The organism is Allochromatium vinosum DSM 180 (assembly GCF_000025485.1).
Lineage (GTDB): Bacteria > Pseudomonadota > Gammaproteobacteria > Chromatiales > Chromatiaceae > Thermochromatium > Thermochromatium vinosum.
On the sequence record NC_013851.1, the window covers coordinates 1,181,489 to 1,194,054 of the forward strand.

At 64.9% G+C, this 12,566-nt stretch carries 9 protein-coding genes; 4 read left to right on the top strand and 5 right to left on the bottom strand.

All coding sequences use genetic code 11. From position 1 onward, the window contains the following. Positions 1-26 precede the first annotated feature (26 nt). On the bottom strand, positions 27-164 hold the full coding sequence (locus ALVIN_RS17775; protein ID WP_012970251.1) for a hypothetical protein: 138 nt from the start codon (positions 162-164) through the stop codon (positions 27-29). Positions 165-335: 171 nt separating this feature from the next. Between ALVIN_RS17775 and rimO the strand changes: the two genes are divergently transcribed. Then, a complete protein-coding gene (gene rimO, locus ALVIN_RS05140; protein WP_012970252.1) occupies positions 336-1,700 on the top strand; it encodes a 30S ribosomal protein S12 methylthiotransferase RimO in 1,365 nt (454 codons plus the stop codon). A gap of 12 nt (positions 1,701-1,712) precedes the next feature. Here rimO and ALVIN_RS05145 read toward each other — a convergent pair whose 3' ends face one another. Beyond that, the gene (locus ALVIN_RS05145; protein WP_012970253.1) at positions 1,713-1,913 is read right to left on the bottom strand and encodes a YgaP family membrane protein; all 201 of its coding nucleotides are present in this window, start codon (positions 1,911-1,913) and stop codon (positions 1,713-1,715) included. A 161-nt stretch (positions 1,914-2,074) separates the two neighbouring features. Here ALVIN_RS05145 and ALVIN_RS05150 point away from each other — a divergent pair, with 161 nt between their 5' ends. Together ALVIN_RS05150 and ALVIN_RS05155 are read left to right on the top strand one after the other, a co-directional pair. After that, positions 2,075-3,706 carry a bifunctional aminoglycoside phosphotransferase/ATP-binding protein gene (locus tag ALVIN_RS05150; protein ID WP_012970254.1) on the top strand — a complete coding sequence of 544 codons (1,632 nt, stop codon included), beginning with the start codon at positions 2,075-2,077 and terminating at the stop codon, positions 3,704-3,706. 101 nt (positions 3,707-3,807) lie between these two features. Further along, entirely contained in the window at positions 3,808-5,109 is a 1,302-nt protein-coding gene (locus ALVIN_RS05155; RefSeq protein ID WP_012970255.1) for an EAL and HDOD domain-containing protein, read from the top strand. On the opposite strand, the gene ALVIN_RS05160 is transcribed toward ALVIN_RS05155, so the two are convergent. The 3 genes from ALVIN_RS05160 to ALVIN_RS05170 all read right to left on the bottom strand — a co-directional run bounded on the left by ALVIN_RS05160 (position 5,075) and on the right by ALVIN_RS05170 (position 8,912). After that, on the bottom strand, positions 5,075-5,950 hold the full coding sequence (locus ALVIN_RS05160) for a DMT family transporter (RefSeq protein WP_012970256.1): 876 nt from the start codon (positions 5,948-5,950) through the stop codon (positions 5,075-5,077). The genes ALVIN_RS05155 and ALVIN_RS05160 overlap by 35 nt on opposite strands. Continuing rightward, positions 5,947-6,951, bottom strand: coding sequence for a tRNA dihydrouridine(20/20a) synthase DusA (dusA, locus tag ALVIN_RS05165; RefSeq protein ID WP_081442715.1), 1,005 nt, complete (start codon positions 6,949-6,951; stop codon positions 5,947-5,949). Before dusA ends, ALVIN_RS05160 begins: the two co-directional genes overlap by 4 nt. A 62-nt stretch (positions 6,952-7,013) precedes the next feature. Then, positions 7,014-8,912 carry an LTA synthase family protein gene (locus ALVIN_RS05170; protein ID WP_012970258.1) on the bottom strand — a complete coding sequence of 633 codons (1,899 nt, stop codon included), beginning with the start codon at positions 8,910-8,912 and terminating at the stop codon, positions 7,014-7,016. 232 nt (positions 8,913-9,144) lie between these two features. Here ALVIN_RS05170 and ALVIN_RS05175 point away from each other — a divergent pair, with 232 nt between their 5' ends. Then, positions 9,145-12,519 carry an ABC transporter substrate-binding protein gene (locus ALVIN_RS05175; protein ID WP_012970259.1) on the top strand — a complete coding sequence of 1,125 codons (3,375 nt, stop codon included), beginning with the start codon at positions 9,145-9,147 and terminating at the stop codon, positions 12,517-12,519. Positions 12,520-12,566: the final 47 nt, after the last annotated feature.

Below are 12,566 nucleotides of genomic sequence, written 5' to 3' on the forward strand. Positions count from 1 at the left end.
AGCGGCAAGAGACACCTCGTCGCGATTCAGATGAGTTCCTGGGTGACGAACAGATAACCCAGGGCGACCGTGACCACGGTGATGGCCACGTAAGGGAGTAGAATGCAGATGCCCGGCAGGTCGTTGCAGATCCGACTGTACTTGCAGAGTTTACAGCTTCTCATCAGTCTTTCTGTCCGCTCGTCTGTGTGTGAATGGCGCTTCGGCTCGCCCGTGGACGGGCCGGACGATGATCGATCCCGGGTATCGTTGAAAGCCGCGCTATCCTTACTCAAGTTTGAGCCAGGTTCAATGGTTCCTTCCGTTCATTTCTCAATCCCAGGCATCGTCATCCCTTGAAGACCTCATCCAACTCCAGTGGCGCGCTCCATCCGCACGGACTGGCTCCACGCATCGGTTTCGTCAGTCTCGGCTGCCCCAAGGCCACGGTCGACTCCGAACGCATCCTCACCCGGCTGCGCGCTGAGGGCTATCAGCTCCAGCCGACCCACGCCGAGGCCGATCTGGTCATCGTCAACACCTGCGGCTTCATCGATTCGGCGGTCGATGAGTCGCTGGACGCCATCGCCGAGGCGCTCGACGAGAACGGGCGGGTGATCGTCACCGGCTGTCTCGGTGCGCGCGCGGAGCTGGTGCGCGAGCGGCATCCCGAGGTGCTGGCCGTCACCGGCCCGCACGCGCTGGAAGAGGTGATGGCCGCCGTGCACGCGCATCTGCCGGCCCCGCACGATCCCTTCACCAGTCTCATCCCGCCGCAGGGCGTGCGGCTGACGCCAAGCCATTACGCTTATCTGAAGATCTCGGAAGGCTGCAACCATCGCTGCCGCTTCTGCATCATCCCCAGTCTGCGCGGCGATCTGGTCAGTCGCCCGATCGGTGAGATCCTCGACGAGGCCGGCCGTCTGGTCGAATCCGGCGTGCGCGAACTGCTGGTGGTCTCGCAGGACACCAGCGCCTATGGGCTGGATCTGGGCCATCGCCCCGATTTCTGGGGCGGGCGTCCGCTGCGCACCCACATCACCGAGCTGGCGCGGACTCTGGGCGAACTGCCGGCCTGGATTCGGCTGCACTATGTCTATCCCTATCCGCACGTCGACGAACTCATCCCGCTGATGGCCGATGGGGTGATCCTGCCCTATCTGGACATGCCGCTCCAGCATGGCAGCGAGTCGGTGCTGCGTGCGATGCGCCGCCCGGCGGCAACCGAGAAGGTCTTGGACCGTCTGGCCCGCTGGCGTGCCGATTGTCCTGATCTGGTGCTGCGCAGTACCTTCATCGTCGGCTTTCCGGGCGAAACCGAAGACGATTTCGAACGACTGCTGGACTTTCTGCGCGAGGCGCGGCTCGATCGGGTCGGTTGCTTTCCGTATTCAGCCGTCGAGGGTGCAGCGGCCAATGAATTGCCGAATCCGGTGCCCGAGGCCGTCAAGCAGGAACGGCTGGAACGCTTCATGGACGTCCAGGCCGGCATCAGCCGCGAGAAACTGGCCGCGCGCGTCGGTCAGCGGCTCACGGTGCTGGTCGACGCGGTGGAAGAGGACGCCATCATCGCCCGCAGTTACGGCGACGCCCCCGAGATCGACGGCGAAGTCATCATTGAGGGCGCCTGGGAGATCGATCCGGGCGACTTCATCGAGGTCGTGATCACCGAAGCCGGAGAGCACGACCTCTGGGCGCAGCCGGTCGAAGAGGACGACTGACCGTGGTCGGAATCAGAACGCCGGCCCGCTCTGTTTGCCGAGCTTCTTGAGGATGATCGCTAGCGGACAGAAGCCGGTGAAGGCCGACTGGAAGAGGTTGGCACCGACGAAGGCGGTGAACCACAGCCAGTAAGGGCTGACGAAATGGGCCAGCAGCAGTGAGATCAGGATGAAGCCGCCGGCGACGGCGAAAACGATGCGTTCGATCGACATGGAATTCTCTACACTTGACAGTGGGATGGATGACGGTCGGATCTTACTGAGTCGAGGCGGCTTTGTTCAACCGAGTCTGGATTCCAGCCAGGACATTTCACCGTGCACGGACACTCGGCCGTGTGCGCATTCCAGCGCGGGCCGGGTCACGGGGTAGGGCGATGAAGCACGATGATCTTTCACTGTTGATCGCGGGACTGCGGCACCCGAGCGCCTATCCGCACGAGGCCGACAGCGTCGAGCACATCGAGACCCACATCTCGCATGTGCTGCTGGCCGGTGAGTACGCCTACAAGTTCAAGAAACCGCTGGATCTCGGTTTCCTCGACTTCTCGACCCTGGAGCGCCGCCGCCACGGCTGCGAGGAGGAAGTGCGGCTCAACCGCCGTCTGGCACCGGATCTCTATCTTGGCGTCGTCACGGTCAATGGCTCGCTCGACGCACCGCGCATCGGCGGTCCGGGGCCGGTTCTGGAGTACGGCGTCTGGATGCGCCGCTTTCCGCAGTCGGCCCTGCTCGACCGACAGCCGGTAACGTCTGAGTTGATGACACGGCTGGCCGAGCATATCGCCGAATTTCATGCCGACATCCCCATCGCTGGTCCAAACAGCGGTTTCGGCACGCCCGCGCGGGTGCTCGAACCCATGCTGGAGAATCTGACCCAGATCCGCGTCCGTCTCGACAGTCCTGAGGATCTGGCGCGCCTGGAGGCGCTCGAGAGCTGGAGCCGCAACCGCTTCGAGGCACTGACTCCCGTGATCGAGAAGCGCCGCGCCGAGGGGTTCGTGCGCGAGTGTCATGGCGACATGCATCGCGGCAACATCGCGCTCGTCGACGGCCGGATCCGGATTTTCGACGCCATCGAATTCAATCCCAATCTGCGCTGGATCGACACCGCCAGCGAGATCGCCTTTCTCATCATGGACCTGGAGCAGGAGGGCGAGCGCGGCGCGGCTCAGCGTTTCCTCAACCGTTATCTGGAACGCAGCGGGGATTATGGCGCTCTGGCCATGCTCGACTTCTACAAGGTCTATCGCGCTCTGGTGCGGGCCAAGGTGCTGGCGATCCGATGGGGACAAGACGATCCGCCGTTCGCTGAAGCACAGGCCCTGCGCGACGACTTCGCACGCTATCTGGAACTGGCCCAGTCCTACACCTGGGCACGCCGCCGGCATCTGCTGATCGCCTGCGGCCTGCCGGGATCGGGCAAGAGCCGGTTGTCGAGTCGACTGCGCGAGGCGTTGCCGATGATCCATCTGCGCTCGGACATCGAGCGCAAACGGCTGTTCGGGTTGGGCGAGCTGGCGCGAACCGCCAGCAGCATCGATCGCGGTATCTATTTTCCGCGCGCGACCGACTGGACCTATGAGCGTCTGCATCGTCTGGCCGACGGTATCCTGGCCAGCGGCTACGACGTACTGGTCGACGCGACCTTCATCGCTCGCCAACGACGTGAGCGCTTCGCAGCGCTGGCGCGCCGGCATCGGGCCGGATTTGCGATCCTGGCACTGGAGGCGCCGCTGGAGGTGCTGCGCGAACGGGTGATGCGACGCCTCGCGCAGGGGGCCGATGTCTCCGAGGCCGATCTCTCGGTGCTGGAGTGCCAGCACGCGAGCCGCCAGCCATTGAGCGAGCTGGAACACAGACGCGCGCTCGTCATCGATACCAGTCGCGACAACGCCTTCTCAGAGATCCTCGCTCGTCTGCGCACCTTGCTCGATGCGGATTCGACACCCGATGTTGATGCATTGACCGCCGCTCCCGACCAGGATCGGTGCCAGCGTTCGCTGTGAGTCGCCTTTGCGTGTCTCCGAGACCCTGGTGTGGTGGCCCGCAAGCCGTCACAATAGCACTCAATCCCCAATGGACTGATCCTGCGATCGGCGAGTGAACGATGTCAGACACCTTTCTCGGTATACAGCCGATCTTCGACCGCGAACGACGCATCGTGGCCTATGAGTTGCTGTTTCGCAGCGCGGCCGCCGCACAGGCGTTCGACCACGGTTCGATCGACCCCGATCAGGCGACCTCGCAGGTCATCCTCAATGCTTTCATCGACATCGGTGTCGAGCATCTGGGAGACGACAAGCTGCTGTTCCTGAATCTGACCGAAGGCTTGCTGGCGAGCGAACTCATCCAGGCGCTACCGCCAGAGCGTGTGGTGCTGGAGATCCTGGAGACGGTGCGGATCACGCCCGATCTGGTCGAGTCGGCCAGACGGCTGGTGGAGCAGGGCTTTACCCTGGCGCTCGATGATTTCATTTACACGCCCGAGTGGGAGCCGCTGCTCGCTCTGGCGCACATCGTCAAATTCGACGTACTCGATGACGACCATGCGGCGATCGCGGCCAAGATCGCCTCACTGCCGGCCGGGTATCGGCCGCGTCTGCTGGCCGAGAAGATCGAGACCCAGCAGCAGTTCCAGGATTGTCTCGGATTGGGCTTCGACCTCTTTCAGGGGTATCACCTCGCCCGACCCGAGGTGCTATCCGGCAAGCGGCCGCCGGCCAATTGCCTGCAAGCCTTGCGGCTGCTGGCACGTTTGCAGGACGAGACCATCAGTCTGCAAGAGGTCGAGCGCATCGTCAGTCAGGACGTCACCCTGAGCTATCGTCTGCTGCGCTTCATCGGCAATGCGGCGATCTCTCAGGGGCGGCCCATTCAGACCCTGATGCAGGCCATCACACTCGTCGGTCTGCGCACCGTGCGTCAGTGGGCGGCGCTCCTGGCCCTGGGCGCCCTGGATCTGGGCAATCCCTATAGCTTCACGCGCTCGCTGACCTATGCGCGCTTCTGTCAGATCGTCGGTGAACGTCACTTCAATGCCGAGAAAGACGCCCTCTTCACCGTGGGTCTCTTTTCCAATCTCGACGAGATTCTGTTGATTCCCTTGCGCGAAGCCCTGGAGCACCTGCCGCTCGATGCGCGTATCAAGCAAGCCATTCTCAAGCACGAGGGCTTTCTCGGCGACGTGCTGGCGAAGGCCCAGCGATTCGAGGACGGCGATCGCACGGCCGAGGTGTCACTGCCAGGCCTGGGAGCCGAAACGCTCGCCATCTATTTTCTCGAAGCCTTTGCCTGGGCGCGCGATCTTCAGCGGCAGGTCGAGTCGAGCGATCGCGGCTCGCGCCCCCGGAGTCATCACGAATCGCGCAACGACCTCAGATCACAAGCACGACCACGCCGCCTAACATGAGCACTCCGGCCGGTAGCCGTGCGGCGATTCCGGGTTCGCGAAAGACCAGTGCGCCATAGAGGATGCCGAACAGCAGGCTGGTGCGCTTGACGGCGATCATGTAGGCGACCTCGACTTTCTGGATCGCCAGGAAGTGAGTGAAGACCATGATTCCGAGCAGCCCGCCGACCGTCAGCACCGCCCAGGGACGGCGGGCGAGTCGAACCAATCGCCCCGGACGCGGCAGGACGATCACCAGGGCGACCGCCATCCCCAGTAGCGCGAAATAGAAGGCGCCGAAGGTCTCGGGCGGCAGATAGCGCATTGCGCCCTTGCCCAGGGTCGCCGTGAGCGCATAGAGCGCGGCCACGGCGAGCATCATCCGTGATCCGGGTTCATCGAGAATGGCCACGAAGGGTGCGATCCAGCCGCGCCAGTTGCGCCGATGGGCATGGGCGCTGTTGAGCAGCCAGGCTCCGGCGACGACCAGCAGGATACCCAGGACGCCGCGCGCCGAGACCTGCTCACCGAGCAGCAGCCAGGCCACGCCGATCACGAACACCGGGGTGAAGGCCAGATAGGGCAGGGTGAGCGAGAGCGGATGGTCGCGGATCGCCGCCACATAGAGCCACATGGCGGCCATCTCCAGCGGCAGCATGACCGCCATCCAGCCCCAGAAGGCCCAGGGCAGTTCGGTGAGCGGCGGCATCCCGATCAGCAGAGGCGTCATCAGCAGTCCTGGAAGGCAGAAGCGTACCACCAGCAGTTCGCTGGCCGTGAAATCGCGCAGCCAGGCCTTGGCCGCCGCGTCGGCGCTGGCCAGGGTGAAGGCGCAGATCAGCGCCAGCGCGATCCAGCTCATGGACGCGCGTGGTTGTCGAACCCGAGTACCTCGACCCCGGCGCCCGGTCGGTGGGCCTGTTCGCTGATGCGCCGCCGCCAGGCACGCGCGCCCGGCTGGCCCTGGAAGAGCCCGAGCAGATGGCGGCTCATGGCGTTCAGCGGCACGCCGGCGGCGAGCTGACGCTCGGCGTAAGGGATGAAGGCTTCGAGCACCTGCCGGCGTGTCGGCGCCGGATGCGTGTCGCCGAAGACACGCCGGTCGGCTTCGGCCAGGATCCAGGGATTGTGATAGGCCGCGCGCCCGATCATGACCCCATCGAGATCGCTCAGGAAATCGACGGCTGCGTCCAGGGTCTCGATGCCGCCGTTGATGACGATCGGGAGCTGCGGGAAGTCGCGTTTGAGATCGCGCACGATCTCATAGCGCAGGGGCGGGATGTCGCGATTCTCCTTGGGACTCAGGCCCTTGAGCCAGGCCTTGCGGGCGTGGACGATTATGGCATCGCAACCGGCCTCGCTCAGCCGGCCGACGAAATCGACGAGTTCGGCATAGCTGTCGCGCTCGTCGATACCGATCCGGTGCTTGACCGTCACCGGCACCCGCACCGCCGCGCGCATCGCCGTCACGCATTCGGCCACCAGCACCGGCTCAGCCATGAGACAGGCGCCGAAGCGTCCGTTCTGCACACGGTCGGACGGGCAGCCGACGTTCAGGTTGATCTCGTCATAGCCCCACTCCTCGGCCATGCGCGCACAGCGCGCCAGATCCTCGGAGTCGGAGCCGCCGAGTTGGAGCGCCACCGGATGCTCGGCCGGGTCATAGCGCAGAAAACGCTCCCGATCGCCGTGGATCAGCGCGCCCGTGGTGATCATCTCGGTATAGAGCAGGGTGTGGCGGCTGATCAGACGCAGGAAGTAGCGACAGTGTCTGTCGGTCCAGTCCAACATCGGGGCAACGGATAGGCGTCGGTTGTGTTGCAGTGCGAGCCGTCGTGCGGAGCTGTCTGTCGTCGGAGGCATGAGCGTGTCGGGAATGATGGAGGCCGGGCCGGATAAGCTGACTCCATCATACCGAAAAAGGCTCAAAGCGGCGTTTGCGGACCAGTCTGAACATCAGCGGCGCGCAGGCGTCGGCTGGGTAGATGCAAGTCGAGCAAGGCATGCTGCTCACCGCTGAAGAGATCGGTACGCAGGGTCTCGACGGCCTGGAGCCAGTGCGCCGAGTCGGCACATGAATCAGCGTCGGTCTCGGCACCGCGACAGACCCGAGCCGCGTTCGCGCCATCCTCGACGACGAAGTGAACGCCCGGCAGCGGGCGGATGCGCCCGAACGCGCCGGTTTGCGCCGCGAGCCTGAGGATACTCGGTCGCTGGTCACCGAGCCGGTCGAGCAGCAGCGCCGGCAACTGGTAGGCCGGCACGTCGCCGACCGCAACCGGCCCGCGCCGACCGTCGATCAGGATGAGCGGCGTCTCGACCAGGGTGCGGAACATGGGGTCGGTGAGCGCACCGCGCTGCCTGGCCAGCAGACCGGATTCGGCATAGCCGCCGAAGTTCGGCGTCAGCGCCGGCAGATGGTCGCCGAAGAGCACGATCAGGCCGTCCGGGTCGGCCGCGCGCAGCTCGCGCAGAAAAGCCATGAGCTCGCGCGACTTGTAATAGAGCGTATTGGCATAGGCGGCGACGACCTCGTGCCCCTTGGCGGCCGTGATGACCGCCGGGCGGCGCTCATTGAGCGGGTAGGGCAGATGGCCGAAGTAGGTCAGCAGATAATCGAACACCGGACGCGGCCCGCCGAGCGCCGGCCCGAGCCGCTCCATGACCTGCCGGTAGAGCGAGGCGTCGCCGAGAAAGGCCTGATTCATGTCGTCGAGCGCGAAGTCGCGATCGGTCCAGTAGGTCTCGAAGCCGAGGCGCCGATAGGCGTTGACCCGGTTCCAGAAGGACGCCGCGTTCGGATGCGAGGCGAGACTGTGGTAGCCGGCCTCGCCCAGATGCGCGGGCAGACAGGGCACGTCGCGCTTGAGTCCGGTCTCGAAGAAGACGTTGTCGGCCGTCACCGGGAATCCGCACAGGATCTCGAACTCGGTGTTGGCCGTGTAACCGCCGAACACAGGCGCGAGCAGGTGTGAGTGTCCGGCCTGCGCCCAGAGTCGACGGAACTCCGGATCGAGCGGATCGGCCGAGAGCCTGGAGGCGGTCAGCGCCATCGGATCCCAGAAGGACTCCAGGACGATCATGTGCAGATTGCGCTTGGGTTGCGCAAAGACGGTGCCAGCGGTGTTCTGCGTGACCTGGATGAATTCGCCGGCCCGCTCGCCCGCCACCAGCCGTAGCGCCTGCTCGACCTGCGGGGCCGTCGGCGGCGGAACGCGCCGCGCCAGCGCGCGTGAGGTCTCCTGGAGCAGGTGGATCGGCAGGCCGCGTGACTGATAGTTCGCCGGCTGGTTCCAGACCGAATGCCCGAAGTGCTGGTCCATCACCCGCACCAGATCGGCCGGAAAGCTGGCGACCAGTCCGACGGCCGCGCCGATGAACGCCAGATTGGCCCAGGTCCAGCGACGTTTCCAATCGATCGACCAGACGAGCAGCAGGGTCGGCACGGCCACCAGCAACACGGCCCCGACCAGCGACCAGCCGTCGAGCAGCAGGAACATGTTGCGCGCCGCCGCGAAGTCGTCCGGCATCACGGGCGCGCCCAGGGTCGAGAGCTTCATGGCGTTGCCGAAGGTCAGAACGCCGAAGACGGCCGTGGCGGCGATCATGAAGCGTGTCAGGGAGCGGGCCATCGCGAACAGCACCGCGCCGAGCAGCAGATGGGCGGCGAGATCGCGGGTGTAGGCCGAGTCCCAGGGTTCGACCTGGAGGAAGTGGCCGCCGGCCCGGATGGCCAGCCAGTGCCAGACGAGCACGAACAGTAGAGCGGCGCACCAGGCGAGTGGGCGCGAGTGGGCGCGAACGAACGAGAACACCGATTTCATGGAGTGGAAGTCCGGCAGAGAGAGGGGCAACAAAGGCCTGTATTCACTCGAAATCCTAGCGAATCTTAACCAGGTTGTCTTCGAATCTTAACGAAATCGACATTTTTCCATAATAGACACACTGGCGAACCAGACGCGGCCAAGTTGCCTATAATCCCCTCCTGGTACTTCTTCACCTCGACAACGCTTCGAGGCCAGAGCCGACCCTGGCCGCGCCCTGCCTGGACGATCCATGACCGACTCCACCGCCAAACCGATTCGACTGGGACTCATGAGTCCGCTGACCGGCCTGGTCTCCATCTACGGACAGGAGATCGCCTGGGCCGGACGGATCGCCTGTGACGAGGTCAATGCCGCCGGCGGTGTCCTGGGCCGGACGCTGGAACTGGTCGTCGAGGACGACGGCAGCCTGCCCGAGACCGCCATACCGGCGGCCGAGCGTCTGGTCGACGAACACGGATGCGTGGCCCTGATCGGCAATCTGCTCTCCAACTCACGCATCGCCGTGGCCAGTCAGGTCGCCGAGGTGCGTCAGGTGCCCTATCTGAACTTCTCGTTCTACGAGGGCAGCATCCAGAGTCGCTACTTCTTCCATTTCGCGGCCCTGCCCAACCAGCAGATCGCGCGCATGATTCCCTACATGGCGCGCGCGATCGGACCCAAGATGTTCTTCGCCGGCAGCAACTACGAATGGCCGCGCGGCTCGATCGACGCGGCCATCCGCACCCTGCGCGATCTGGGTGGCGACGTGGTGGGCGAGGAATATCTGCCGCTGGGGAGTGCGCCGATCGACAAGCTCCTCGACCGTGTGCGCCGCTCGGGCGCGGACGTGTTCGTGCCCTATTTCGCCGGCACCGAACAAGCGCGGTTGCTGACGCGCTTCTCCCAGCTCGGGCTCAAACGGCGCATGGCCGTGGTCATGGGACATTACGACGAGGCCATGGCCGCCACGCTCGCGCCCGAGGTGCGCGAGGGCTTCTATTCCTGCAACACCTATTTCATGGCGCTCGACACCCCGGCCAACCAGCGCTATCTGACGGTCCTGGCGGCACTCCCTGGGGTCTCGGGGATCTGGCCCGACGGCAACGGCGTGCTGACCAATTTCGGCGAGGGCGTCTATCTGTGCGTGCAGGCCTTCGCGCGCGCCGCCAATCTGGCCGGTTCGCTGGAGACCCAAGCCCTGCTCGATGCGCTCGAGCACATCGAGATCGAGGGACCGCAGGGGCGGGTGCGCATGGACCCGGCGACCCATCATGTGCACGTCAACACCTATCTGGCGCGTGCCACCTTCGAGGGACGCTTCGAGATCGTCACCGCCTTTGGATGTCTGCCGCCGCGCATCCCCGAGCGTTATCGTCAAGTCACGGGGCCGGTCATGCCGTCTCTGCCGCAGATCCCCATCCTGGCCGCCGATACCGTGCCGGGTCAGGGGGGCTCGCCGGCGCGTGCGCCCGATGCCACCGACCGTATCCTGGCCAGCATCGACGTCGGTGTGCTGGCCGTCAGTGCCGATGGGGTCATCGTCGAGGCCAATCGGCGCATCGCCGAGATGTTCGGCTATGCGATCCGGGAGCTGATCGGGTTGCCGCTCCAGGAGCTGATCCCGCCGGCGTTCCGTCGCGCCCATGTGCTGCATGTCGAGCGATTCCTGCATGGATCGGCATACGACCGGCGCATGAGCGAGCGCTCCGAACTCAGCGGCTATCGCAAGGACGGCTCGATCTTTCCGGTCGAGATCTCGCTGTCCAAGATCCAGGTCGACGGCCGCTGGGTGATGGTGGCGACCATCCTCGATGTCACCGAGCGCCGGCTCGCCGAGGAGGAACTGGTCTGGCATGCCATTCACGACCCACTCACCGGCCTGCCCAACCGGACCATGATCCATGAGCGTCTGGAGCGCGCCCTGCGGCGCTCGAAGCAGCAGGGACAGAGTGTGGCCCTGCTGTTCATCGATCTCGACGGCTTCAAGCTCGTCAACGACAGCCACGGTCATCAGGCCGGCGACGAGCTGCTCAAGACGGTCGCGCAGCGTCTGGTCGACCATGTGCGGCCGGGCGACACCATCGGCCGGCTCGGCGGCGACGAATTCGTGGTGCTCTGCGATCATGTCGAGAGTCCGGCGGCGGTCGCCAATCTCGCCGACCGGCTCAACGACCTGCTGCGCGAACCCGTGACGCTCTCGGGACGGCGTCTGTTCGCCTCCGCCAGTATCGGCCTGGCCATCGGCCACGGCACCACGCACAGTGCCGACGATCTGCTGCGCAATGCCGACGCGGCCATGTATCAGGCCAAGGAGCAGGGCCGCGACGGCTGGCGTTTCTTCAGCGAGGAGATCCACGAACAGGCGCGCCGGCGGCTCGACATCATCAACGGCCTGCGTCAGGCCATCGAACGCGACGAGTTCCAGGTCCGGTTTCAGCCCATCCTCTGTGCCCAGAGCCAGATCATCCGTGGGGCCGAGCTTCTGTTGCGCTGGTTCCCGAGCGGGGGCGAGGTCTCACCGGCGCATTTCATCCCCATCGCCGAGATGAGCGGCTCGATCGTGCCGATCGGCAAGTGGGTCTTCCGTCAGGCCTGTCTGGCCGAACGCCAGTGGCGCGACCGGTTCGGTGTCGAGGCGCCCTATGTGAGCGTCAACGTCTCGGCGCGCCAGCTCAACGATGAGGCCCTGGTCGAAGAGTTCCGCCGCATGCTGGCCGAGACCGGCGCCGATCCCGAGCGTATCCTGCTGGAGCTGACCGAGACCTCGCTGATGAGCGATGTCATCTTCAACCTCAGCGTGCTGAATCAGCTCGCCGGACTGGGGCTGCGGGTGGCGGTCGATGACTTCGGCACCGGCTATTCCTCCTTGGCGCAACTGTTGCGCCTGCCCTTGAGCAAGCTCAAGATCGATCGCGAGTTCGTCGATGGACTCGACAAGCGCCACGACAGCCGCGCCATCGTGCATGCCGTCTGTAGCATGGCGCGCGCCATGAACCTCAAGGTGATCGCCGAGGGGGTGGAGAACGCCAGTCAGTTCGGCTATCTGCGTGATCTGGGGTGCGACTACGTCCAGGGGTTCCATTTCTATCGCCCGCTGCCGCCCGAGGAGTTCCTCGCCCTGCTGCACGAGACCAGCGCGACCGGGCGTCTGGCGGCCTCGGACGATCTCTATTCGTTGCTCTATGTCAGCCAGGCCGCCCGTCCCATGGGCGAGTCCGAGCTGAAGGCGTTGCTCGAAAAGGCGCGCGAGTCCAATCGTGCCCAGGGCATCACCGGATTCCTGCTCTATTTCAACGAGTCCTTCATGCAGGTCATCGAGGGACAGCGCGCGCGGGTGCGGTCGCTACTGGAGCAGATCCGGCGCGATCCGCGTCATCACGGTCTGCGGATCGTCTTCGAGGGCGGCATCCGGCAACGGGCTTTCGTCGGCTGGAGCATGGGCTTCCGCGACATGGAACACATCACCCATGCCCAGTTTCTCAGGGGCCACAATGGTCGGACGATCGACTTTCTCGAAATGGCCGAAGATCCGCGCGTCTGTTACAACTTCATGGCGGCCTTCGCGCCGGATACCAATCCGCTTCCGACAAGCTGGGGCGGGAGTCGGGACGATCCGCGACGCTGAACGCCGAATTGGCGTACTGTATGGCCCGGCGGCCTAGTCTCGCCTTT